This is a genomic window from Streptomyces sp. NBC_00442 (genome assembly GCF_036014195.1).
Taxonomy (GTDB): Bacteria; Actinomycetota; Actinomycetes; order Streptomycetales; family Streptomycetaceae; genus Streptomyces.
This window is the reverse complement of record NZ_CP107918.1, coordinates 5,367,504-5,391,253: the sequence shown is the minus strand read 5'-3', so window position 1 is coordinate 5,391,253 and position 23,750 is coordinate 5,367,504. Positions and strand designations below refer to the sequence as shown.

At 71.7% G+C, this 23,750-nt stretch carries 17 protein-coding genes and 3 tRNA genes; 11 read left to right on the top strand and 9 right to left on the bottom strand.

The window, feature by feature from the left end; translation table 11 throughout:
- Positions 1 to 142: 142 nt before the first annotated feature.
- Both OG432_RS23990 and OG432_RS23985 read left to right on the top strand, forming a co-directional pair.
- A complete protein-coding gene (locus tag OG432_RS23990) occupies positions 143 to 1,555 on the top strand; it encodes an acyl-CoA synthetase (RefSeq protein ID WP_328313010.1) in 1,413 nt (470 codons plus the stop codon).
- Positions 1,548 to 2,885: a carboxyl transferase domain-containing protein gene (locus OG432_RS23985; RefSeq protein ID WP_328313009.1), complete on the top strand. Its 1,338-nt coding sequence runs from the start codon at positions 1,548 to 1,550 to the stop codon at positions 2,883 to 2,885. Before OG432_RS23990 ends, OG432_RS23985 begins: the two co-directional genes overlap by 8 nt.
- A gap of 421 nt (positions 2,886 to 3,306) precedes the next feature.
- Here the strand turns inward: OG432_RS23985 and OG432_RS23980 are convergent, their stop codons facing one another.
- Positions 3,307 to 4,527 (bottom strand): MFS transporter, encoded by a 1,221-nt coding sequence (locus OG432_RS23980; RefSeq protein WP_328315222.1) that lies wholly within the window; start codon positions 4,525 to 4,527, stop codon positions 3,307 to 3,309.
- A gap of 481 nt (positions 4,528 to 5,008) precedes the next feature.
- Here OG432_RS23980 and OG432_RS23975 point away from each other — a divergent pair, with 481 nt between their 5' ends.
- From OG432_RS23975 to OG432_RS23960, 4 genes are all read left to right on the top strand, one after another.
- Positions 5,009 to 5,188, top strand: a complete 180-nt coding sequence (locus tag OG432_RS23975; RefSeq protein WP_328313008.1) for a hypothetical protein — start codon at positions 5,009 to 5,011, stop codon at positions 5,186 to 5,188.
- A 309-nt stretch (positions 5,189 to 5,497) separates the two neighbouring features.
- Complete coding sequence (locus OG432_RS23970) at positions 5,498 to 5,920, top strand: hypothetical protein (protein WP_328313007.1); 423 nt, start codon at positions 5,498 to 5,500, stop codon at positions 5,918 to 5,920.
- Positions 5,921 to 5,959: 39 nt separating this feature from the next.
- Positions 5,960 to 8,182, top strand: coding sequence for a hypothetical protein (locus OG432_RS23965; RefSeq protein ID WP_328313006.1), 2,223 nt, complete (start codon positions 5,960 to 5,962; stop codon positions 8,180 to 8,182).
- Between the two features lie 26 nt (positions 8,183 to 8,208).
- Positions 8,209 to 9,333: a hypothetical protein gene (locus OG432_RS23960; protein ID WP_328313005.1), complete on the top strand. Its 1,125-nt coding sequence runs from the start codon at positions 8,209 to 8,211 to the stop codon at positions 9,331 to 9,333.
- 218 nt (positions 9,334 to 9,551) lie between these two features.
- Here the strand turns inward: OG432_RS23960 and OG432_RS23955 are convergent.
- The 3 genes from OG432_RS23955 to OG432_RS23945 form a co-directional block, all read right to left on the bottom strand.
- A tRNA-Ile gene (locus OG432_RS23955) sits at positions 9,552 to 9,625 on the bottom strand.
- A gap of 164 nt (positions 9,626 to 9,789) precedes the next feature.
- Positions 9,790 to 9,862: transfer RNA gene (locus OG432_RS23950), tRNA-Asn, on the bottom strand.
- Between the two features lie 5 nt (positions 9,863 to 9,867).
- A tRNA-Asn gene (locus OG432_RS23945) sits at positions 9,868 to 9,940 on the bottom strand.
- A 170-nt stretch (positions 9,941 to 10,110) separates the two neighbouring features.
- Here OG432_RS23945 and OG432_RS23940 point away from each other — a divergent pair.
- The 4 genes from OG432_RS23940 (at position 10,111) to OG432_RS23925 (ending at position 15,743) form a co-directional block, all read left to right on the top strand.
- A complete protein-coding gene (locus tag OG432_RS23940) occupies positions 10,111 to 10,422 on the top strand; it encodes a YtxH domain-containing protein (protein ID WP_328315221.1) in 312 nt (103 codons plus the stop codon).
- A gap of 87 nt (positions 10,423 to 10,509) precedes the next feature.
- A complete protein-coding gene (locus OG432_RS23935; RefSeq protein WP_328313004.1) occupies positions 10,510 to 11,955 on the top strand; it encodes an FGGY family carbohydrate kinase in 1,446 nt (481 codons plus the stop codon).
- Between the two features lie 129 nt (positions 11,956 to 12,084).
- On the top strand, positions 12,085 to 13,818 hold the full coding sequence (locus tag OG432_RS23930) for an ABC transporter ATP-binding protein (protein WP_328313003.1): 1,734 nt from the start codon (positions 12,085 to 12,087) through the stop codon (positions 13,816 to 13,818).
- On the top strand, positions 13,815 to 15,743 hold the full coding sequence (locus tag OG432_RS23925) for an ABC transporter ATP-binding protein (RefSeq protein ID WP_328313002.1): 1,929 nt from the start codon (positions 13,815 to 13,817) through the stop codon (positions 15,741 to 15,743). Before OG432_RS23930 ends, OG432_RS23925 begins: the two co-directional genes overlap by 4 nt.
- A gap of 120 nt (positions 15,744 to 15,863) precedes the next feature.
- Here the strand turns inward: OG432_RS23925 and OG432_RS23920 are convergent, their stop codons facing one another.
- From OG432_RS23920 to OG432_RS23900, 5 genes are all read right to left on the bottom strand, one after another.
- Positions 15,864 to 16,955, bottom strand: coding sequence for an RNA polymerase sigma factor (locus tag OG432_RS23920; RefSeq protein WP_443058441.1), 1,092 nt, complete (start codon positions 16,953 to 16,955; stop codon positions 15,864 to 15,866).
- A gap of 305 nt (positions 16,956 to 17,260) precedes the next feature.
- A complete protein-coding gene (gene dnaG, locus OG432_RS23915) occupies positions 17,261 to 19,156 on the bottom strand; it encodes a DNA primase (RefSeq protein ID WP_328313001.1) in 1,896 nt (631 codons plus the stop codon).
- A gap of 29 nt (positions 19,157 to 19,185) precedes the next feature.
- Entirely contained in the window at positions 19,186 to 20,448 is a 1,263-nt protein-coding gene (locus OG432_RS23910; RefSeq protein WP_328313000.1) for an NAD(P)/FAD-dependent oxidoreductase, read from the bottom strand.
- Between the two features lie 109 nt (positions 20,449 to 20,557).
- Positions 20,558 to 21,838 carry a deoxyguanosinetriphosphate triphosphohydrolase gene (locus OG432_RS23905; RefSeq protein ID WP_328312999.1) on the bottom strand — a complete coding sequence of 427 codons (1,281 nt, stop codon included), beginning with the start codon at positions 21,836 to 21,838 and terminating at the stop codon, positions 20,558 to 20,560.
- A 131-nt stretch (positions 21,839 to 21,969) separates the two neighbouring features.
- Positions 21,970 to 22,785: a sirohydrochlorin chelatase gene (locus OG432_RS23900; protein ID WP_328315220.1), complete on the bottom strand. Its 816-nt coding sequence runs from the start codon at positions 22,783 to 22,785 to the stop codon at positions 21,970 to 21,972.
- Between the two features lie 257 nt (positions 22,786 to 23,042).
- Here OG432_RS23900 and OG432_RS23895 point away from each other — a divergent pair, with 257 nt between their 5' ends.
- A complete protein-coding gene (locus OG432_RS23895) occupies positions 23,043 to 23,687 on the top strand; it encodes a hypothetical protein (protein WP_328312998.1) in 645 nt (214 codons plus the stop codon).
- The last annotated feature ends 63 nt before the right edge of the window (positions 23,688 to 23,750 follow it).

Sequence of the window (23,750 nt, the reverse complement as noted above, 5' to 3'; positions counted from 1 at the left end):
GCGGGCTCCAGGGGGACACGGGTGCGGGTGCGGGTGCGGCAGGATGCGGATCATGCGTCCGGACGGCGCCGCGCAGGGTCGACGACCCGGGGCCGGCACGGTTCGGGCGCCGCCCCGCCGTCGACGCCGAGGAGTCCCGTACGTGTCCCCTCTCTTTCCTTCCCTGTACGCCGCCGAGCCCCGGGAGGCCGTCCGCTTCGGCGGGTACGCGTTGACGTACGCCGAACTGGCCGGCGCGGCGGGCTCGTTGGCCACCCGCCTCAAGGGCGCCGGGCGGGTCGCGGTCTGGGCGACGCCGACCCCGCGGACCGTGGTGGGCGTGGTGGCGGCCCTCGTCGCGGGCGTGCCCGTGGTGCCGCTGAACCCGAGGACCGGCGAGCGGGAGCTGGCCCACATCGTCGGCGACAGCGCGCCGACGGCGGTGCTCACCTCGCCCGACGACGCCCTTCCGCCCGCGCTCGCCGGCGTGACCCGCATCGACGTACCGCTGACCGGTTCGGTGGCCGGGCTGCCCGCCGAGGCCGGCGACGAGTCGCCCGCGCTGATCGTCTACACCTCGGGGACCACCGGCCCGCCGAAGGGTGCGGTGCTGCCCCGCCGGGCGATCGCGGCGACCCTCGACGCACTCCAGGAGGCCTGGGCATGGACCGCGGACGACGTCCTGGTGCACGGGCTTCCGCTGTTCCACGTCCACGGGCTGATCCTGGGCGTCCTCGGCCCGCTGCGCCGCGGCGGCTCGGTGCGCCACCTCGGCCGCTTCTCCGTGGAGGGCGTCACGCGTGAGCTGTCGACGGGCGCGACCATGCTGTTCGGGGTGCCGACGATGTACCACCGGATCGCCGAAGCCGTTGACGAGGACCGGGAGTTGACGAAGGCGCTGGCGGGTGCGCGGCTCCTGGTGTCCGGCTCCGCGGCGCTGCCGGCGCCCGACCACCGGCGCATCACGCGGGCCACGGGCCGGGCCGTGATCGAACGGTACGGCATGACCGAGACGCTGATGCTGTGCGCCGAGCGCGCGGACGGCGGGGCCCGCCCCGGCACGGTCGGCGCCCCGCTCCCCGGCGTGGGCCTGCGCCTCGCCGACGAGGCCGACGGGATCGGCGAGATCCAGGTGCGCGGGCCGAACCTGTTCAGCGGCTATCTGAACCGCCCGGAGGCGACCGCCGCGGCGTTCACCGACGACGGCTGGTTCCGCACCGGAGACATGGCGGGCGTGGACGCGGACGGTCAGGTACGGATCGTCGGCCGCAGGGCCACCGACCTCATCAAGAGCGGCGGTTACAAGATCGGCGCGGGTGAGATCGAGAACGTACTGCTCGACCACCCCGGTGTCCGCGAGGCCGCGGTGACGGGCGAACCGGACGAGGACCTGGGCGAGCGGATCGTGGCATGGGTGGTGCCGCGCGACCCCCAATCCCCTCCCCCGGCATCGGAGTTGAGCGACTTCGTGGCCGCCCAGCTGGCCCCGCACAAGCGCCCGCGCGTGGTGCGCTACCTGTCCGAACTGCCCCGCAACGACATGGGCAAGATCATGAAGCGAGCCCTGCATGTCTGACACGTCCCAGCGGATCCCTGCGCGGGCGGCGATCGCCCTGGTGGCAGGGGAGTTCGAGGAACTGGCCGCACCCGAAAGGGACTTCACGGACGACGGCCCCCTCTCCTGGACGGGCTACGGCACCTCGCGCGCACGGGCCACGGAGCGTACCGGCGAGACGGAGTCGGTGGTCTGCGGAGTGGCCTCGGTCGAGGGGCGGCCGTGCGTGCTGCTGTCCTTCGAGTTCGGCTTTCTCGGGGGCTCGCTCGGGCAGCGGACGGGCGACCGCCTGGAGCTGGCGTACGAGACGGCACGCGAGCGCCGTCTTCCTCTCGTCTCGCTGATCGCGACCGGCGGCAGCCGCATGCAGGAAGGCATGCTCGCGCTGACCCAACTCCAGCGCGTGGCACGGCAGTCGGCGCTGCTCACGACGGCGGGACTGCCGCAGATCGCGGTGTTGCGCGACCCGACTACGGGCGGCGGCTGGGCCACGCTCGGCGCGGGCGCCGATGTGGTCCTCGCCCTGCCGGGCGCCCAGATCGGTTTCGCGGGCTCCCGGGTCCGCCCGGCGGACGCGGACCCGGCGGCCTACCGGGCGGAGGGTCAGCTGGCGGCGGGCCAGATCGACGCGATCGTACGGAAGGAGAACCTCCGGGGTGTCCTCGCGGGCTGGCTGACGCTGCTGGGCACCGGCGGGTCCCGGCCGGCGCCGCCCCCGGACCCGTTCGGGGAGTCGGGGCTCCCGGCGGACGGCTGGGAGGCGGTGACCCGGGCCCGCGCGGCGGGGCGGCCGCGCGCGGAGGCCTACCTGGACGCGTACTTCCCGCACCGCCAGGCGCTGCTGGGCGACCGGTGCGGGGGCGTGGATCCCGGGACGCTGTGCGGCTTCGGCCTGCACCGGGGGGCGAGTTACGCGTACGCGGCGCAGACCGGCACCGCGACCCGCCCGGCCGGCTACCGCACCGCGGCGCGCGTCATCCGCCTCGCCGACCGCCTGGGCATCCCGGTCCTGACCCTCGTGGACACCCCGGGCGCGGCGAACGACGCGGCGGCGGAACGTGCCGGGCAGGGCGCGGCGATCGCGGAGGCATTCGCGGCGGTGGCCTCCGCGCGCGTCCCGGTGACCACGCTGGTCATCGGCGAGGGCGGCTCGGGCGGCGCGCTCGCCCTGACGTCCCCCGACCGCACGTGGGTGACGGCGGACAGCTACTTCTCGGTGATCGCCCCGGAACTGGCGGCGGCGATCTTGAAACGGGACGAGTCGGAGGTGCGGCGAACGGCGTCCCAACTGCGGTTGCGTCCCCAGGACTTGGTGGAGCTGGGAGTGGCGCGGGGGGTGTTGGGAGCGTAGCCCGGCCGGGCGCGGTGCGGGCGCTGCGGGCGGGGCGCTCGCACCCCGCGCCCCTGACCCCGCCTTCGTCCGCGGACCGTGGACAGCTGGTCGCGCAGTTCCCCGCGCCCCTAAAAACCCGCCTTCGTGTGCAGACCGTGCCCGCGTCTCGCGCAGTTCCCCGCGCCCCTCAACTACTCGGTGCCGGGCAGCATGGGCATCCTCAGCCCCTCATGGGGCCCCTGGCCCTTGAGGCCTTGGGGGAGATCGAGGACGAGCGCCCTTCAGGCGCGATACGGGGTCCGGGGCGGAGCCCCAGGGAGCCGCACCCTTCCGACTTGCCGCACGGGCGGGTGGGTGGGAAGACGCGCGTACGGGGTCCGGGGCGGAGCCCCAGGGAGCCGCGGCCCCGCCGAGCCGTACGGGGGGGGACCCGGACCCGCTACGGGACCGGATTCCGCGCGTCGTAACGCGCAAACCCCCGCCGGCTCAGGCCAAGTACCGTCACCGCGAGGACACAGGCCAGCCCACCCCCCACCACCATGACACCCGGCGACGTCAGGTCGGCCACCGTGCCCGCGAGGAAGTCGCCGAGCCTCGGCCCGCCGGCGACCACGACGATGAAGACGCCCTGGAGCCGGCCCCGCATGTCGTCCGGCGCCGCGACCTGCATCATCGTGTTGCGGAACACCATCGACACCGTGTCGGAGAACCCGGCGAGCGCGAGCATGAACAGGCCGAGCCACAGGTGCCGGGTCAGGCCGAACACCGCGATGGCCGCGCCCCACCCGCCGACCGAGATCAACACCGCGAGCCCGTGCCGGTGGATGCGTCCCTGCCAGCCGGAGAACACCCCGCCGAGGAGCGCGCCGATGGCGGGCGCGGCGACGAGCAGCCCCGTGGTGCGGGCGTCGCCGCCGTACCAGAGGACGGCCACGGCAGGGAACAGGGCGCGGGGGTGGGCCAGGATCATCGCGCAGAAGTCGCTGAAGAACGTCATCCGCAGGTTGGGCCGGGTGGCCAGGAACCGCAGGCCCTCCATGACCGAGGGCCGTTTCGCCCCGCCGGCCCGCTCCGGCAGCATCGCGGGCAGCCGCCACATCGCGTACAGGGAGGCGGCGAAGGTGATCGCGTCGATCAGGTACGCCGTCTTGTACCCGGCGAAGCCGACGACGAGCCCGCCCAGCATCGGGCCGACGAGCGTGCCGGTCGTCATGATCATGGAGTTGAGGGCGTTGGCCGCGGGCAGGTGCTCGGGCGGCAGCAGCTTGGGGATCATCGCCGAGCGGGCCGGCCCGTTCAGCGCCTGACAGATCGACTGGAGTGCGATGACGGCGTACAGGAACCACACGTTCGCGACCCCGGCGAACGTCCCGGCCGAGAGCGCCGCGGAGAGCGCGGCGGATCCGAGCGCGCTGTAGAGGCCGAGCTTGCGGCGGTCCACGGTGTCGGCGATGGCGCCCCCGTACAGCCCGAACGCGACCAGGGGTACGAGGGTGAAGATGCCGACCAGGCCGACGTAGAAGCTGGAGCCGGTGAGGTCGTAGACCTGGAGGGAGATCGCGAGCGCGGTCATGCCGCTGCCGACCCACGACACCATGTTCCCGAACCAGAGCCTGCGGTAGTCCGCCGATATCCGGAACGGGGTGAGGTCGGCGAATATCCGCCCCCGGCTCCGCCCGGCCGCGGCCCCGGCCCCCGGCCCGGCTCCCGGCGCGGTGTCGGGCCCTGTCCCGGATCCGGCTGCGCCGCGCGGCGGTACGGGGGTCTGGGCGGGCTGCTCGGCTTGTTCGGTCACGCGGGATGCTAACCCCGGCCGGGAGGCGCGAGGTAGGGCCGACCTCACAGCGGGCCGGACATCCTCTTCGTACCGGCACCCGTACCCCGGGCGGCCGTAGGCCCCGACAACAGTTTCGCGACGGTTGTGCGGCCGCCCGGACCGGCCACGGGCCGAGCCCGCACCCATCGCCTCAGGTCGGGGGCCCGGCGCCCGAAACCCGTTGCGGGGACCACCTTTACGCCACGCCTACACGCGCGCGCCGAACCCCCCGCCCGCCGCTACGCTTCCCCCGATCAGTAAACGTCGTCGCCGCCCCCGCCTTCATCAGGCGGGGGCGGCGACGCATCTCGCCGAGAGGCCCACCATGAACACCCTGATCTCCGCCGCCGCCCGCACCACCACCGCCCCGGCGACCGCCCGGCGCGTCCCCCTCGCCGCTCGCGCCGCCGCCCAGCACGCCGGCCACGCACCGGCCGCCCTCGGCCGCGTCATGACGACCGCCGTCAACGTCCCCAGCGCCTCGGCGTTCCAGTCCGCCCTGTGAAGGCTTCGTAAACCCAGGGACCCACCGAGAAGCCCCCGCCACCCGCACATCCCGTGCGAGGCACCGGGGGCTTCTCGTATGCAGATCTCCATGAACGTTTCACGTACCGCGGGCCCTCGGCGCGGTCGGCCGCGGCCGATGCCCGCGGCCCGTTCCGGTCCTTAATATCATGATCAAGAGTTTCCGGTTCCGTACCTCAGAAAGCCCTCAAGCCGCGCTCGGGGCCGCGGTGCGGAGCCCAGGATGCAAAGGAACCCTTCCCGCGCCGCGGACGTCCCGCGCAACCAACACCAGACCAGGAGCACGACAATGGCCACGACCGGTGAACACAGCAGCGGAACCGGCCTGAGCCTGGATCACCAGACCCCGGGGCCGGGCCTCTTCCCGGGCACCGGGCAGCCCGACTTCACCTCCACTCCAGAGGCGAAGAGGTCCGCCGCGAACACCATCGAGGGCCATCTCGAACCGGACACCCGGAAGTCGGGCAGCCACGCCGACGAGGCGACAGCGGCGGCGGTCAAGGAGTTCGGCCCCCATGACGGGCAGGGCTGGGCGACGTCCGGTGCTCTGAAGAAGGCACAGACCACCTGGAGCGAGCAGGTTCAGGCGCTCATGAACCGGCTCGGAGCGGAGAAGGCGGCGCTGCGGGGCACGAACACGCTCTTCCTCAACACCGACCGCGCCATCAACCACGGAATCGCGCGCGTCCCTTCCTCCTTGGATCACTACTGATCCGACGCCCCCCGACATCACGGATTCCCAGGACTTCACATGCCCACGTACCAAGAGATATTGGCAACCGATCTGTCCACCCTGACCACGGCGGCGACGAAGTGGGACGAGATGGCGGGGCAGTTCCACGAACGGGAGACGCTGTACCACGACAAGGTGCACACGATCACGCTCCCCACGCAATGGGTGGGTGAGAGCTCGCAGGCCGCCAACGCCACCTTCGGCATCACCTTGAACGAGTACAAGAGCGCGCAGACCGAAGCCAAGGCGATGGCCTCCCTGCTCCGGGACGCGCACACGCAGTTCGTGGATCTGCGCAAGAAGCTGGAGTCCGAACGGGACGCCGCCATCAAGGACGGCATGACCGTCTCGGCGACCGGATACGTCACCTTCGACACCAGCAAGCTCACCCAGGCCGAGATGAGCGCCTACCACCACGATCCGGATTACCAGCAGTCGTCGAGGCAGGCGGCCGGTGGCTGGCAGACCCGTATCGACAACGCCGTACGGAGCGTCTGCGACGCGGACGAGGGATTCGAAGTCGCCCTCGTCCAAGTGGTCAAGGACTCCGTCATCAGCGATGGGACCAGCAACGGCTTCAACGGCCGGGCCAAGGGCGACATCGAGGAGTACGAGGCCGACGAAGGCAGGGACATCGCGCTCCGCGTCGACGCGGGGAAGGCGACCGCCCACGACTACCAGGAGTTGCAGCGCCTCTTCCGTGACAACTCCGGCGACAAGGCGTTCAGTCAGACCCTGCTGGACGACCTGGGCGCCGACGGGACCCTGAAGCTCTCCAACTCCCTCGACAACCTCGCCTATTACAAGGACAAGAAGCAGAGCGGCCAGTACCTGGACATCCAGAAGGGCCTCGCCACGACGCTGGCCACGGCCACGCACGACACCGGCTCCGCCTTCTACAAGCGTTTCCGCAGCGACATGCAGAAGGCCGGGACCGAGGAATTCAAACTGGACGGCCTCAGCAAGATTCCGGACGAGCGAGTCCGCGGCTACCAGAGCCTGGTCACCCTCATGCAGCGCGGAAGCGGCTATTCCGGGCAGTTCCTGACGGACACCGCGGACGACATCCGCCACGCCGAGACGGCCTACACGGCCCAGGGAAAGCTCGGCTCCGTCTGGTCGCAACGGGACAAGTTCAGCGGCGCCGACCGGGGCTGGTTCGCCAACGACCCCCTCGACGGCGTTCTCGGCATCATGTCCCACGACCCGGCGACCAGCACCGCGTACCTGGACCCGGCCCACAACGACAACCTCAAGTACCTGTTGCACGGCCGCGACTGGGACACCGTCGTGGACCACTTCGCGACGCCGCCGGGTGGCACCACGCAGGGCATGCCGGTCGGCGTGGAGGACGGCGACGTCCGCCAGGGCTTCGGCGCGGCGCTGGAGGCCGCGACGACGGGGGGCGCGCCGGGCGCGTACCACCCCATCGGGCAGCACACCGCAGCCCAGGCGAACATCCTCCAGCAGACCATCGCGACGCTGAACGAGGACAAGCATGCCGACAACCTCCCCAAGAACCTCACCCAGCCGCTGGCGCACATCCTGACGTCCTACACGGCCGACACGCATGAGACGTTCGGGTACACGGACTCTCATTACACGGGCGAGGCAGGCGGCGTCTGGACCGACAAGCAGGGGGGCGCCCACCTGGCCGCTCCGGTCGGGGACCTGACCAAAGTCATGCGCGGCATCGCCAACGACCCCGAGGCCTTCGGACACCTCTACGGGGCGGAGCAGGTGTACTCGCACGACGTACTGGCCGGCCTTCCCCAGGATGCGAACGCGACCGACATCGGCGTTCCCGTCAGGAAGAACTCGCGTGCCATAGGCGCCTACGACGGGATCCGGGCGGACATCATCTATGACGAGCGGTTCAAGAAGACCCAGTGGGCCGCCGACTTCAACCATGGACTGGGCACCTCTCTGAGTACGGCGCTGATGTTCAACCCCGTCTCCGACCTCAGCCCCGTCGGGGACCTCGCCACGAAGAGCCTCGACCTGTGGACGTACGAGTCCAACAAGGAGCACACCGCCGAGGCGAACCTCGCGGCCACGGAAGAGAACGCCAAGACCTATGACGCCGGCCAGCGCGACGTCGAGCACATGGTCAGGCAGTGGGCGCAGAGCCGCGGTCACGACATCGACAGCAGCTACACGCAGTCCGTTCTCCAGGACGGCCAGAGCAGTTACAGCGACGGCCGCAACTACGCACTCGACCATCTGCGGGCCGACCGTTGACGCGCGGTGGGACGGTCCTCGGCGGAATGAGCACCATGCAGAACAAGTCCAGGCTCCGACGCAGGCGCGCGGGCTGGTACCTGGGGATATTCGTGGCCGTTCTGGCCGTGACGGCCCAAGTCCTCTACAGCACGGGCGCATACGACTCCTGGCGCAACGCCAGGTCGGTGGACCGGGCGTGTGGCGGACTCCTGGCCCAAGGCGGCCTTCCCGACGCCCTGCAGTCCTCGGAGCTCCGTGCCGAGCAACTCGACAGCGGGCACGGGCTCTTGACCGACTGCATGGTCAAGAGGGCCGACAGCGGTGCCGACGGCGCCCTGACGGTGAGCCTGCAATGGAGCAAGGACACGGCTGTCTCCACCGAGCCCCGCGCCTGGTTCACCGACGTCAGCAGTGGAGTCGCGGCGCAGGCGGCGCCGCTCGGTGCGGGCTGGCCCGGCATCGTCCGCAACCGCACCGATGAGACCGTCATGGTGACGCTGGATTGCCAGAACGCCCCGGGCAAGGCCCTCATCGCGCTCGGTGTGCTCATCAACAAGCCGGACGGCGCCGCGCCGGCCGTTCTGACCGGTCTCGGACGTGTCACCGCCGAGACCGCGCAGAAGGCGGCCGCCACGTACGGGTGCCACGCGAACGCGGGCGCACGGCTGAAGGAAGTGAACCCGCCCCCCGCCGGCTCCCAGGGCAGGCCCCCCGCGCCGCTGGACCAGTCGCGCGGATCCTGCGCCGCACTGCGCGGCCTCGCCCCGCAGGCGGCCCGCAACGGGGTCCCCCAGGCGATGGAGTACCCGGCGGACAGCCGGACGCCCCAGGTGAACTGCTACCTCGTCACCGACACCGACAAGCCGGGCTACGGCGTGTACGCCTTCTACGGTGCCGCCGCGAAGGCGTTCCGGGCGAGTGGCGAGAGCGGCTCATCGGCAGGACCGGGCGGCACCAACGACCGCGCGTCGGCCACCGCCACGTGCCCCGGGTCCACCGAGCCCGCGGCGTTCCTCATCACCCGCCTCAGGGAGGTGGACATGAACGACGTCACGTACCCGGTCCCCCGCTACTCCCCCGACTTCGCGAACGCCGCCCTGAAGGCGTTCGCGGACAACGAGGCGAAGCAGCGCGGGTGTAGCGAGGTGCGCATGGTCGCCGCGTCCTAGCGGCCCGCGAAGGACGCCTGCCGGGGGCGAGGCACCCCCGGCAGGCGTCGCGCCGCGACACGCGCGACTCGGTCACGGGTCCGGACGGGTGATCACTCGATGGAGGTCGCCCGACCCCGCGGTCACGGCCTGCCCGGCCGGGCGGGACCAGATCCGCCGCACAGCTGGGGGAACGCCAAAGGCGCAGGCCAGATCGTTTCTGCACCTGCGCCTCGTAGTGGGGCGGGTGGGACTCGAACCCACGGCCGACGGATTATGAGTCCGCTGCTCTAACCGGCTGAGCTACCGCCCCTTACGGCGCGTCGCGCACATGTGTGCGCGCCGTCTGCCGCAGCATAGCCGCTCATACGATCTCCTGCCTCGGATGGTCGGCTTCGCACGCCCATGAGGACTTCGCGGGGATCCCTGCGGTTCCCCCGGATACGAAAAAGGACCCCGAAGGGTCCGTTTCCGCTGCTCTCCCGACTGGACTCGAACCAGTAACCTGCCGATTAACAGTCGGCTGCTCTGCCAATTGAGCTACAGGAGACCGAGCTCCCCCGACTGGACTCGAACCAGTAACCTGCCGATTAACAGTCGGCTGCTCTGCCAATTGAGCTACAGGGGAATGCCTCGTTGCGTAGAACGTACCCACCTGGGGTGACCCGGGCGGCGTGCGTTCGCTGCGACACATACATTAGCGCAAGCAGGGGGGTGCTCCGCCAATCGGTTCCGCCCCGGGTGATCACGGGGCCGCGCGGGTAGGCGCGGCACACACGCTAGGGAAGGGTGACCGCCATGCGATACCGGCTCACGTTCGTCGCCGGACTGGCCCTCGGATACGTGCTCGGCACCAAGGCCGGCCGCGAGCGCTACGAGCAGTTGAAGAAGTCCGCACGTCAGGTGGCGCAGAACCCCGCGGTGCGCAACACCGCCGAGTCGGCGGCGCAGACCTCGCGCCAGGTGGCCGGCAAGGCGCTGCACGCGGTGAGCGACAAGGTCGGCGACAGGTTCGGCGACAAGGTGCCCGCCTCCGTCTCGGGCCGGATGCGCTCGCTGCGCCGGCGCGGTCAGGGCACCGAGGACGACTGGGGCACCTCCAACACCTGATCGGCGGCGGGTCCGGCGGGCCGTGCGACAGCGTTGTCCGGACCACTGCCGTCTCCCCGGCCCCGCCGGTGCGGCAGAATCGTCGGCATGGGGATAGTCGCCGGTCTTGACAGCTCTTCCGCCTTCACGCGCATCGTCGTCTGCGACACGGACACGGGCGCCGTGCTGCGCCAGGGGTACGCCCCTCATCCGGTCGAACCGAAAGCCACCGAGGTCGATCCGCAGGCATGGCTGCTGTCGCTCGGCGAGGCCGCGGCCGGCGGCCTCCTCGAAGGGGTCCAGGCCATCGGGGTCTCGGCCCAGCAGCACGGCCTCCTGCCGCTGGACGGCCAGGGCAATCTCGTACGGCCCGCGCTGACCGGCAACGACAAGCGGGCCCAGGTCGCCGCCGCCGATCTGGTGGACGGGCTCGGCAGCCGGGAGGCCTGGGCGCAGGCCGTGGGATGTGTGCCGCAGGCGGCCCAGGCCGTGTCCAAGCTGCGCTGGCTCGCGCGCGACGAGCCGGAGGCCGCCCAGCGCACCGCCGGTGTGCTCCAGGCCCACGACTGGCTGGTGTGGCAGTTGCTCGGCCGCCCCGCCCGGCGCACCACCGACCGCGGCGCCGCCTCCGGCACCGGCTACTGGTCGGCCGCCACCGGTTTCTACCGCCCCGATCTCGTCGAGCTCGCGCTCGGCCATCAGGTAGCGCTGCCCGAGGTGCTCGGGCCCTCCGACGCGGCCGGCACCACCCCCGAGGGGCTGCTGATCTCGGCCGGCACGGGCGAGACCATGGCGGCCGCGTTCGGGCTCGGGGTCGGCGCGGGCGACGCGGTGGTCTCGCTCGGCGCATCGGGTTCCGTGATGGCCGTGCACCACGAGGCGCTGGCCGACCCGAGCGGGATGATTACGTCGTTCGCCGACGCGACCGGCATGCATCTGCCGGTCGTGCATACGAGCAACGCCGTCCGTGCCCTGCGCGGAACGGCGCAGATGCTCGGCGTCGACGACCTCGCCGCGCTCAGCGAACTCGCCCTGAAGTCCACGCCCGGCGCGAGCGGCCTGGTCCTGCTGCCCTACCTCGAAGGCGAGCGGACCCCTCAGCTTCCGCACGCGGCGGGCACGTTGACGGGGCTGCGGCGCGAGTCGATGAAGCCCGAGCACCTGGCGCGGGCCGCCTTCGAGGGGATGCTCTGCTCGCTTGCCGACGCCCTGGACGTGCTGCGCCGGCGCGGGGTCGAGGTGCGGCGGGTGTTCCTGCTCGGCGCCGCGGCCGAACTGCCCGCCGTGCAGGCGGCCGCGCCGGCCCTCTTCGGCACACAGGTCGTCGTGCCGCAGCCCGCCGAGTACGCGGCGCTCGGCGCGGCCCGGCAGGCCGCCTGGGCCCTCGGCGTCTCCCGCGGCACGCTCGCCGCACACACGCCGCCGGCCTGGCAGGGGGCTTCGGCGCAGGTCTTCGAGCCCGGTGAGGAGCTGGCCGTGGGGCAGGCGGTGCGTCAGCAGTACATCGCGACGCGTGACGAGATCCACCCCGGTGCTTTCGGCCAGGGTGCTTGACGCGGACCCGATGTACGCACTTTGCTATTCCTTTTGACTCCAGCTTGATAATCGCTTGAGCTTCCCGGGGTGGAGTGTCGCAAGATGGGGGGTCGAACCCCCGATCTTGCCGACCCGGAGAGCCTGCGCGTGCTCATACGACTCCTGCGGACCCATCTAGGGCCGTACAAAAAACCGATTGCGGTCCTGGTGCTGCTGCAGCTGCTGCAGACCAGCGCCTCCCTTTACCTGCCCACCCTGAACGCGAACATCATCGACGAGGGCGTCGTGAACGGGGACACGGGTTACATCCTCGGACACGGCGGCATCATGATCGCCATCAGCCTCGTCCAGGTGTTCTGCAACATCGGCGCCATCTTCTTCGGCGCCAGGACCGCGGCGGCCCTCGGACGGGACGTCCGGGCCGCCGTCTTCGCGCGGGTGCAGTCCTTCTCCGCCCGCGAGGTCGGGCACTTCGGGGCGCCGTCCCTGATCACCCGTACCACCAATGACGTCCAGCAGGTCCAGATGCTGGTCCTGATGTCGTTCACCCTCATGGTGTCCGCGCCGATCATGTGCGTCGGCGGCATCATCATGGCGCTCGGCCAGGACGTCCCGCTCTCCGGCGTGCTGCTCGCCGTCGTCCCCGTCCTCGGCATCGCGGTCTCGCTGATCGTGCGCAGGATGCGGCCGCTGTTCCGCACCATGCAGACCCGTCTGGACACGGTGAACCGGGTGCTGCGCGAGCAGATCACCGGCAACCGCGTCATCCGGGCCTTCGTACGGGACGAGTACGAGCAGGAGCGCTTCAGGGGCGCCAACACCGAACTCACCGCCGTCTCGCTCGCCACCGGCCGCCTGATGGCATTGATGTTCCCGACCGTGATGACCGTCGTGAACGTCTCGTCGGTCGCCGTCGTGTGGTTCGGTGCCCACCGCATCGACAGCGGCCACATGGAGATCGGCCAGCTCACCGCGTTCCTGGCGTACCTCATGCAGATCGTGATGGCCGTCATGATGGCCACCTTCATGTTCATGATGGTGCCGCGCGCCGAGGTCTGCGCCGAGCGCATCGAGGAGGTCCTCGCGACCGACACCAGTGTGGTGCCGCCCAAGGCCCCCGTCCTCGAACTGCGCCGGCACGGCCATCTGGAGGTGCGGGGCGCCGACTTCAAGTACCCCGGCGCCGAGGCGTCGGTGCTGCGCGGCGTGGAGCTCGTGGCCCGGCCCGGCGAGATCACCGCCATCATCGGCTCGACGGGCAGCGGCAAGTCGACGCTGCTCAGCCTGGTGCCCCGGCTGATCGACGCCACCGACGGGCAGGTCCTGGTCGACGGCGAGGACGTGCGCACCCTCGACCCGGTCCTGCTCGCCAAGACCGTCTCGCTCGTACCGCAGAAGCCGTACCTGTTCTCGGGCACGGTCGCCACGAACCTGCGCTACGGCAACCCCGACGCGACCGACGACGAGCTGTGGCACGCCCTGGACGTGGCGCAGGCCAAGGAGTTCGTCACCAAGCTGGAGGGCGGCCTCGACGCGCCGATCGCCCAGGGCGGCACGAACGTGTCGGGCGGCCAGCGCCAGCGGATCGCCATCGCGCGGACCCTGGTGCAGCGCCCGGAGATCTACCTCTTCGACGACTCGTTCTCGGCGCTCGATTACGCCACGGACGCCGCGCTGCGCTCCGCGCTCGCGCGGGAGACCGCCGACGCCACGGTCGTGATCGTCGCCCAGCGGGTCTCCACCATCCGGGAAGCCGACCGCATCGTCGTCCTCGACGAGGGACGGGTCGTCGGGACCGGACGCCATCACGAACTGATGGCCGACAACGAGACGTACCGGGAGATCGTGCTCTCCCAGCTGACGGAGGCTGAGGCGGCATGAGCGGGGCCGGTGGACGCATGATGATGGGCGGCGGCCCGGATCAGCGGTCGATGAACTTCAAGGACTCCGGAAAACGGCTGGTCAAACGGCTCGCTCCGGAGAAGGCCACGCTGAGCGTGATGCTCGTCGCGGTGGTGTGCAGCGTCGGCCTCTCGGTGGTCGGCCCCAAGATTCTCGGCAGGGCGACCGACCTGGTCTTCGCCGGGGTCGTCGGACGCCGGATCCCCGAGGGCGTCAGCAAGGCCCAGGCCCTGGCCGACCTGCGGCACAAGGGTCAGGGCGGCCTCGCCGACATGCTGTCCGGGGTGGACTTCACCCCGGGCCACGGCATCGACTTCGGCGGGGTGGGCGGCGTGCTGCTCGCCGCGCTCGCGGTGTACGTGGGCGCGGGCCTGCTCATGCTGGTGGCGACGCGGCTCTCCAACCGCGCCATCAACAAGACGGTGTTCCGGATGCGCGAGGACATCCAGACCAAGATGTCGCGGCTGCCCCTGTCCTACTTCGACAAGGCCAAGCGCGGCGAGGTGCTCAGCCGCGCCACCAACGACATGGACAACATCTCGCAGACGATGCAGCAGACGATGGGCCAGCTCATCAACTCGCTGCTCACCATCGTCGGCGTCCTCGTGATGATGTTCTGGATCTCGCCGCTGCTCGCGCTCGTGGCGCTGATCACGGTGCCGCTGTCGATCGTCGTGGCGACGAAGGTGGGCAAGCGCTCGCAGCCCCAGTTCGTCCAGCAGTGGAAGTCCACGGGCAAACTGAACGCGCACATCGAGGAGATGTACACCGGGCACGCCCTGGTGAAGGTGTTCGGACGCCAGCAGGAGTCGGCGGACGCGTTCGCCGAGCAGAACGACGCGCTGTACGAAGCTTCGTTCAAGGCGCAGTTCAACAGCGGCGTCATGCAGCCGCTGATGATGTTCGTGTCCAACCTGAACTACGTCCTGGTCGCCGTCGTCGGCGGGCTGCGGGTCGCGACGGGCTCGCTGTCCATCGGTGACGTGCAGGCGTTCATCCAGTACTCGCGGCAGTTCTCGATGCCGCTGACCCAGGTCGCCTCGATGGCGAACCTGGTGCAGTCCGGAGTCGCGTCCGCCGAGCGGATCTTCGAGCTGCTCGACGCGGAGGAGCAGGAGCCGGACACCGCGACGCCCGAGCGTCCCGAGGTACTGCGCGGCGCGGTCGCGCTGGAGCACGTGTCGTTCCGCTACGAGCAGGACAAGCCGCTCATCGAGGACCTCTCGCTGACGGTGGAGCCCGGCCACACGGTTGCGATCGTCGGCCCGACGGGCGCCGGCAAGACGACGCTGGTCAATCTGCTCATGCGGTTCTACGAGGTCACCGGCGGCCGGATCACCCTGGACGGGGTGGACGCGGCGCGGATGACCCGCGAGGAACTGCGCGCCGGCATCGGCATGGTGCTCCAGGACACCTGGCTGTTCGGCGGCTCCATCGCGGACAACATCGCGTACGGCGCGCCCAAGGACGTCACGCGCGAGGAGATCGAGGAGGCGGCGAAGGCGGCCCACGCGGACCGCTTCATCCGGACGCTCCCCGAGGGCTACGACACCGTCATCGACGACGAGGGCACGGGCGTCAGCGCGGGCGAGAAGCAGCTCATCACCATCGCGCGGGCGTTCCTGTCCGACCCGGTGATCCTGGTCCTCGACGAGGCGACGAGCTCGGTCGACACCCGCACCGAGGTGCTGATCCAGAAGGCGATGGCGCGGCTCGCCCACGGGCGTACGTCGTTCGTCATCGCGCACCGGCTCTCCACGATCCGGGACGCGGACGTCATCCTGGTGATGGAGAACGGCTCGATCGTCGAACAGGGCACGCACGACGAGCTGTTGGCGGCGGACGGGGCGTACGCGCGCCTGTACGCGGCCCAGTTCGCGCAAGCGGTGGCCGAGGTCGACTGATCGGTACGGGAGTTGGGGCCGGTGCGCAGGCAGCGCACCGGCCTCTTTCCGTCCCGTGCCTCTTTCCGTTCAGTGCCTCTGTCCGTCCCGTGCCTCTGTCCGTCCCGTGCCTCTTTCCGTTCAGTCCAGATAGCCGCGCAGCTGATCCGCGAACGCGTGGTCGCGGAGCTTGTTCAGCGTCTTCGACTCGATCTGGCGGATCCGCTCGCGGGTCACCCCGAAGATCCGGCCTATCTCCTCAAGCGTGCGCGGCCGCCCGTCCGCGAGCCCGTACCGCAGCTGCACCACCTTGCGTTCGCGCTCGCCCAGCGTGGAGAGCACGGCTTCCAGATGCTGGCGCAGCAGCAGGAACGCGGCGGACTCGACGGGCGACGCGGCGTCCCCGTCCTCGATGAGGTCGCCGAGCGCGACATCGTCCTCCTCCCCCACCGGCGCGTGCAGCGAGACCGGCTCCTGCGCCAGGCGCAGCACCTCGCCGACCCGCTCGGGCGTCAGGTCGAGGTGGGCGGCGACCTCCTCGGGCGTCGGCTCGTAGCCGCGCTCCTGGAGCATCCGGCGCTGGACGCGCACCACGCGGTTGATGAGTTCGACGACGTGGACGGGGACGCGGATGGTGCGGGCCTGGTCGGCGAGCGCCCGGGACATGGCCTGGCGGATCCACCAGGTCGCGTACGTGGAGAACTTGTAGCCGCGCGCGTAGTCGAACTTCTCGACCGCCCTGATCAGTCCGAGGTTTCCTTCCTGGACGAGGTCGAGCATCGTCAGGCCGCGCCCCACGTACCGCTTGGCCACGGACACCACGAGCCGCAGGTTCGCCTCGATGAGCCGGCGCTTCGCCATCCGACCCATGACGACCAACTTGTCGAGATCTAGCGCGAGTTGGGAGTCCAGGTCGGGGGTGGTGTTCAGCTTCTCCTCGGCGAACAGGCCGGCCTCGACGCGCCGGGAGAGTTCGACCTCCTCGACGGCGGTGAGCAGCGGGATGCGTCCGATCTCGCGCAGGTACTGGCGGAACAGGTCGGAGGAGGGGCCCCCGGTGTCCGCGCGGCTCGGCCGCGGGCGGGGGGGTTCGGGGGCCTCTTCCTCGGGGGGGCCGGACGCGGGCCCCGCGTCCGGCCCGGACGGCACCGCCTCGGGGCGGTGCACGGCCCGCGGCTGGGGCGGTGCGGCCGCCGTGACGACGTCGTGGTCGGTCAGGGTCCGGGTCTGCACGGGGGCGACCTCCAGGGTGATCGCTGCCGGATCGGGGGCGTGCGGCAGCGGGACGGGGGGCGGCCGGGCCGCTTTCCGTCCCGTGCACATCGTTGAGCGGATCCGCGGGGGTGAGGAGCCCACCGGCGAGGGTGGGCCGGCCGCGCTCCGAGGACTCAGGCACCGCCATCCAGTGTGGGGTACGACACAGCGTCGCCGCGACGGGCGTGCGGTGACTTTTTGAAGCCGTGCGTGAGCGGGTGGTTACCCGGACGGAGCCGTCGGGGGTGGCACGCGGCGGCCGGACGGGACTGCGGAGCCACGCCCTAGAGCGCGGCCGCGCCCTTGTTGCGCAGGGCCTGGCCGTACTGCTGGAGGACCCACAACTCGTTCTGGACGGCGGCCAGTTGGGCCGGGTCGCCGTGCTGGCCGAGGCGTGCGAGGGAGCCCTGGATGTCCAGGAGGCGGCGGTCCACGGCGCGGCGGCGCACCGCGACCAACTGCTCGCCCGCGTACGCCTCGTCGACGGTGCGGGCGTGGACGGCCTCCACGGCCAGCTCGGTGACCAGGGCGCGCACCACGTCGTTGGGCGCGCGGTCCATGACGGCAGGCAGGTAGTCGGAGGGGGCGTCGGTGGCGCCGCCCGCTTCCTGGATGCACTGGCGGACCGCGGCGTAGGGCGGGGCGGTGAACTCGTCCACGCCGTACGCGTCGAACGCCGGGGACACCAGGTGCGGGTGCTGCAACGCCAGCTTGAGGAGCTCGCGTTCGGTGCGGTGGGCGGGGCTGCGCAGGTTCAGGGCGGGCCCGGAGGCGAAGGACGGGCCGGGGGCCGCACCCTCGTACGGCGGGCGGCGGCCGGGGGCGGGCGCGGGGCCCTTGCCGCCGCGGTCGCGGGCCCAGCGGGCGAGCTGAGCGACGCGCTTGACGACGAACTGGGTGTCCAGGATGCCGAGGATGCCCGCGAGTTGGACGGCCACCTCGTGCTGGGACGCCACGTTCTTGATGCGGGCGACGATGGGCGCCGCCTCGTCGAGGGCGGCGGCCCGGCCGGCCGGGGTCTCCAGGTCGTAGCGCGCGACGATCTGACGGATCGCGAACTCGAAGAGCGGGGTGCGGGGCTGGACCAGCTCGGCGACGGCCTCGTCGCCCTTGGCCAGGCGCAGGTCGCACGGGTCCATGTTGTCCGGCGCGATCGCGATGTACGTCTCGGCGGCGAACTTCTGATCGTCCTCGAAGGCTCGCAGGGCGGCCTTCTGGCCGGCCGCGTCGCCGTCGAAGGTGAAGATGACACGGGCCGAGCCGTTGTCCATCAGGAGGCGGCGAAGGATCTTGATGTGGTCGCCGCCGAAGGCCGTGCCACAGGTCGCGATCGCCGTGGTGACGCCGGCCAGATGGCACGCCATGACGTCGGTGTAGCCCTCGACGACCACGGCGCGGCTGGACTTGGCGATGTCCTTCTTCGCCAGGTCGATGCCGTACAGGACCTGCGACTTCTTGTAGATCGGCGTCTCGGGGGTGTTGAGGTACTTCGGGCCGTTGTCGTCGTCGCGCAGCTTGCGCGCGCCGAAGCCGACGACCTCGCCCGACACGTCGCGGATCGGCCACATCAGCCGGCCGCGGAAACGGTCGATGGGGTTGCGGCGGCTCTCCTGGGCGAGGCCCGAGGTCAGCAGTTCCTTGTCGGAGAAGCCCTTGCCGCGCAGGAAGCGCGTCAGATGGTCCCAGCCGGCCGGGCTGTAGCCCACGCCGAAGTGGGCGGCCGCCGCCTGGTCGAAGCCGCGCTCCGCGAGGAACGCACGGCCGATCTCCGCCTCGGGACTGCCGAGCTGCTCGCTGTAGAACTGGGCGGCCGCCTTGTGGGCCTCGACCAGGCGGATGCGTTCGCCGCGCTGGTGGGAGGGGTTGTAGCCGCCCTCTTCGTAGCGCAGGGTGATGCCCGCGGTGGCGGCGAGCCGCTCGACCGCCTCGGAGAACGACAGGTGGTCGATCTTCCGCACGAAGGCGATCGTGTCGCCGCCCTCCTGGCAGCCGAAGCAGTGGAAGAGACCCTTGCTCGGGCTGACCTGGAAGGACGGCGACTTCTCGTCGTGAAAGGGGCACAGGCCCTTGAGGTTGCCGCCGCCCGCGTTGCGCAGCTGCAGGTACTCGGACACGACGGCGTCGATCGGGACCGCGTCCCGTACCGCCTTCACGTCGTCATCGTTGATCCTGCCTGCCACGCGTGAAGTCTACGGGGACGCCACGACACTCAGGGTGCGAGGGAGCCGAGTGCGACCGACGGATCGGCGAGCGCCTCGGTGTCCACCTCGGCGCCGCCCCGGATCAGGGCCTGGATGGGCTCTGTGACATCCCACACGTTGACGTTCATTCCGGCGAGCACCCGGCGGTCCTTGAGCCAGAACGCGATGAACTCGCGCTTGCCCGTGTCGCCCCGGATCACGACCTGGTCGTAGGTGCCGGGCGGCGCCCAGCCCGAGTATTCGAGGCCGACGTCGTACTGGTCGGAGAAGAAGTAGGGGACGCGGTCGTACGACACCTCCTGGTCGAGCATCGCCCGAGCGGCGGCCGGGCCGCCGTTGAGGGCGTTGGCCCAGTGTTCGACGCGCAGCCGGGTGTCGAACAGCGGGTGGTGGACGGCCGCCACGTCACCGGCCGCGAAGATGTCGGGGTCGGACGTGCGCAGCGAGGCGTCCACGGCGATGCCGCCGCCGTGCGCCCGGTCGACCATGGCGAGCCCGGCCGTCTCGGCGAGCGAGGTGCGCGGGGCGGCGCCGATCGCGGCCAGCACGTCGTGCGCGGGGTGCTCCTCGCCGTCGTCGGTGCGGGCGGCGAGGACCATGCCGTCCTGGCCGACGATCTCGGTGAGGCGGGCGCCGAAGTGGAACCGGACGCCGTGCTCGGCGTGCAGGTCGGTGAAGAGCTGGCCCAGTTCCGGGCCGAGCACGTTGTGGAGCGGGGTGGCCGCCGGCTCGACGACGGTGACCTCCGCGCCGTAGCCCCGTGCGGCGGCCGCGACCTCCAGGCCGATCCAGCCGGCGCCCGAGATCACGAGGTGGCCGTTGTCGCGGCCGAGCGCCTTCAGGACGTGCCGCAGCCGCTCGGAGTGGGCCAGGCGCCGCAGGTGGTGGACGCCCGCCAGGTCGGTGCCGGGGATGTCCAGGCGGCGCGGCTCGGCGCCGGTGGCCAGCAGCAGCCGGTCGTACTGGATGAGCGCGCCGTCACCGAGCCGGACCGTCTTGGCGTCCCGGTCGATGGCGGTGACGGGCTGGCCCAGGTGGAGCTCGATGTCACGCTGTGCGTACCAGGCGGCCTCGTGCACGAAGACGCTGTCGCGTTCCTCCTTGCCGGTCAGGAACCCCTTGGACAGGGGCGGCCGTTCGTAGGGGTGGTCGCGTTCGTCGCCGATGAGGATCACCCGCCCGCTGAAACCGTCGCTGCGGAGGGTCTCGGCGGCTTTCGCCCCGGCGAGACCGCCTCCCACGATGACGAATGTCCGATCTGCGTCGACCACTTGATGCCTCCTCGGTGCTTGCTGCGCGGCGCCGCCATCTGCGAGCGTCCCGCACGGAGCGTGGCGGGGGAAGAGGGCTTGCTCCGTTGGGACGCCGGGTCGGCCTGGATTACCGGTGGTGCACGGTGAGTCTGGAGTGGAGCGAGCGCGCCGCGGCGTCGGTGAGCGAGCCGATCTGGTCGACGATCACGCGCTTCCTGTCGCGGTCGTCGTCCGCCTCGTCGTACAGCGCGCGGAACTGCGGGTCGAGCCCCTCGGAAGGGGCCCGTACGGTCAGCGCTTCGGCGAGCTCGGCCAGCACGACGCGCTGGTCGGCGCGGAGCCGCTCCTGCTCGTCGCGCTGCATGACGTAGCGGTCGGCCACCGCTTTCAGTACGGCGCATTCGTTGCGGGCCGCGCGCGGGACGACCAGCTCGGCCCCGTACCGCGTGAGGTGTCCCGTGCCGTGCTCGGCGCGGGTGGCGCTCTCGGCGGCCAGACAGAACCGGCCGATGAGCTGGCTCGTGGCGTCCTTGAGGCGGGCCTGGGAGACCGCGGAGCCGTCGTATCCGTGCGGCCACCACTCCTGCTCCATGAGCCGGTCCAGGGCGTCGGCCAGCTCCTGCGGGTCGGTGTCGTCGGGCACGTACCGTCCGACGGCGACGCGCCACACCTGGTCCCGCTCGGTCGCGGACAGCAGCGCCCGGGGGTCGATGTGCCCGGCGTGCAGGCCGTCCTCGAAGTCGTGGACCGAGTACGCCACGTCGTCGGACCAGTCCATGACCTGGGCCTCGAAGCACTTGCGGTAGGGCTCGGCGCCCTGTCTGACCCAGGCGAAGACCGGCAGGTCGTCCTCGTAGACCCCGAACTTCACGGAGGCCGGGTCGCTCGGGTGGCCGCCCCGCGCCCAGGGGTACTTGGTCGCCGCGTCCAGGGCGGCGCGGGTCAGGTTGAGGCCGACGCTGACGGGCTCGCCGGTCACCGACGAGCGCACGAAGCGCTTCGGTTCGAGCCGGGTGAGCAGGCGCAGCGACTGGGCGTTGCCCTCGAAGCCGCCGATGTCCTTGGCGAATTCGTTGAGCGCCTGCTCGCCGTTGTGACCGAACGGCGGGTGCCCCATGTCGTGGGCGAGGCAGGCGGCTTCGACGAGGTCGGGATCGCAGCCGAGCGCGGCGCCGAGCTCGCGGCCCACCTGGGCGCATTCGAGGGAGTGCGTGAGCCGGGTGCGCGGACTCGCGTCCCAGACCTGACTGCGCGAGCCCGGCGTGACGACCTGCGTCTTGCCGGACAGGCGGCGCAGCGCCCCCGAGTGCAGCACGCGCGCACGATCGCGCTGGAAGGCGGTGCGGCCGGGCCGCTTGTCGGGCTCGGCGGCCCAGCGCTCGGTGTCGGCCTCGGCGTAGAACTCCATGCACCGACACTAAACGGAGACAGTGACAAGTGTGCTCAAGGGGGCGTGTTCACGGGCCGCGCAGACGCACCCGGAAGAACGCGGCGGGCACGCCGGGTACGCCGGGCACGCCGGGGTGCCCTGAAGGAGCGTCACACGGTCACGCGTGCCCGCGCCGCGCCCGGTGCGGCGGGAGGCGGCGGCGTTGACGGTGTTGACGGCGTCAACGCCCCTGCGTAGCGGTGCAGTACGAGCCGCGCCACGGCCGGATGCGCCCCCAGGGGCGCGGCCGCGAGCCATGGCGCCTCGGCCGCGCACTGCGCCGCGAACCGTCCCGGTGCGGTGAGGTACGAGGCGATCGCCACGCGGTGCCTGCCGCGCGCGGCGAGTGCGCGCAGCGCCTCGGGCACGGTGGGCGAGGCGCCGGAGGCGTAGGCGGGCACCACCGGCACCCCGCCGAGCCGCTCGCTGAGCAGAGCCGCGGTGCGGCGGGTGCCGGCGGCCGCGTCGGGGTCGCGCGACCCGGCGGCGGCGAGCACGACCGCGCTGGCCGCGGTACGGGGGCCGAGCCGCAGGCCGGCCTCGACGAGCCGCCCGTGCAGCGCCTCGACGAGCAGCGGGTGCGGCCCGAGCGGCGCCGCGACGCGGGCGTCCAGGTGTCCGCCCGCGGTGGCCAGGGTGTGCGGGATGTCGTGCTTGACGTGATGGCCGAGGCCGAGCAGCAGCGGTACGAGGACGGCCTGCCCGCGCAGCTCGGCGAGGGCGTCGGACAGCAGCGGGCGTTCGATCTCGATGTGGGCGAGCCGGACGTCGAGATCCGGCCTCAGCGCGCGCACCCGGTCCAGGAGCGCGGTGACCGTCCGCAGCGCGGCGGGGTCACGGCTGCCGTGCGCGACGGCGACGAGCGCGGGCCCCCCGCCCCCGCCCCGCCTTCCGCGCGACACCCGGCCACGCGCCGTCTCCGTCATGGCCATGGGCTGCCGCTGTTCCGTCATGGCCATGGGCGGCCGCTGTTCCGCCGTGGCCATGGGCTGCCGCTGCTCCGTCATGCCCCGATCCTGCCGGGCGCACGTTGCCGGGTCGTTGCGGGGCGGTCACGGGGGGTGTCGGGGGCCTCACAGGCGCGGGGAGACGGGGGTGCGGAAGTGCCGGGGTGCGGCAGACTCGGGGCTCCAGGCGAACGGAGGCTCCTCCCATGACCCTTGACCCCGTGTCCCCTGACCCCGTGTCCCCTGACCCCGCCGTTCGTGACGCGCTCGCCGCCGAGCTCCTCGCCGCCCTGCGCGACGGCTCCCCCGGGTCGTGCGCGTCCCTGCGCGGCTCGCTCGCGCGGGGTACGGCGGACGCGTACAGCGACATCGATGTGGCCTGGACGGTGGCCGGCGCCGAGTTCGGCGCGTCCCGGGCCCGGGTTCCCGCGCTCCTGACCGGGGTCCGTCCCCTGCTCTCCGTGCGCGCCGACCCCGAGTTCCAGGGCTCGCCCGTCCGCCGGCTGCTCTTCGTCTGCTTCGCCGGGCTGCCCCTGTTCTGGCGGCTCGACCTGGATGTGCGAGCGGCCCGCGCGCCGGACGGCGACGACAGCGGCGCGCGGCGCGGCGCGGCGGCCGGCGGCGCCGGCTGGTCGCTCGCGGCCAGCGCACTCGCCAACGGTGTCGCGGCCGTCAAGGCCGTCCTGCGGGAGCAACCCGGCACCGCCCGCGGGCTGCTGGAGCGCGGCTTCGCACGCATCGCGGTGCCGGCCGCCGTCACGGGTGAGTGGCGTACGGACATTCACCGGCTCGCCGACGCCGCCGCCCTGCGCGAGCCGGACCAGCGCGAGCAGGCCGAGCGGGTACGGAGCCTGGCGGACACCCACCTCGCGGCCCGCTGACCCGTCCTGCGGCGAACCGAAACGGCGCCCCCCGCGTCCATCCCGACGTAAGCCGACGTACGC

What these genes read in the sequence shown, in the direction of transcription:
- OG432_RS23985 (WP_328313009.1), top strand. Translation starts at nt 1,548, where the DNA reads ATGTCTGACACGTCCCAGCGGATCCCTGCGCGGGCGGCGATCGCCCTG.
- OG432_RS23975 (WP_328313008.1), top strand. Translation starts at nt 5,009, where the DNA reads ATGAACACCCTGATCTCCGCCGCCGCCCGCACCACCACCGCCCCGGCG.
- OG432_RS23970 (WP_328313007.1), top strand. Translation starts at nt 5,498, where the DNA reads ATGGCCACGACCGGTGAACACAGCAGCGGAACCGGCCTGAGCCTGGAT.
- OG432_RS23965 (WP_328313006.1), top strand. Translation starts at nt 5,960, where the DNA reads ATGCCCACGTACCAAGAGATATTGGCAACCGATCTGTCCACCCTGACC.
- OG432_RS23960 (WP_328313005.1), top strand. Translation starts at nt 8,209, where the DNA reads ATGAGCACCATGCAGAACAAGTCCAGGCTCCGACGCAGGCGCGCGGGC.
- OG432_RS23940 (WP_328315221.1), top strand. Translation starts at nt 10,111, where the DNA reads ATGCGATACCGGCTCACGTTCGTCGCCGGACTGGCCCTCGGATACGTG.
- OG432_RS23935 (WP_328313004.1), top strand. Translation starts at nt 10,510, where the DNA reads ATGGGGATAGTCGCCGGTCTTGACAGCTCTTCCGCCTTCACGCGCATC.
- OG432_RS23925 (WP_328313002.1), top strand. Translation starts at nt 13,815, where the DNA reads ATGAGCGGGGCCGGTGGACGCATGATGATGGGCGGCGGCCCGGATCAG.
- OG432_RS23905 (WP_328312999.1), bottom strand. Translation starts at nt 21,838, where the DNA reads ATGGAGTTCTACGCCGAGGCCGACACCGAGCGCTGGGCCGCCGAGCCC.
- OG432_RS23900 (WP_328315220.1), bottom strand. Translation starts at nt 22,785, where the DNA reads ATGACGGAGACGGCGCGTGGCCGGGTGTCGCGCGGAAGGCGGGGCGGG.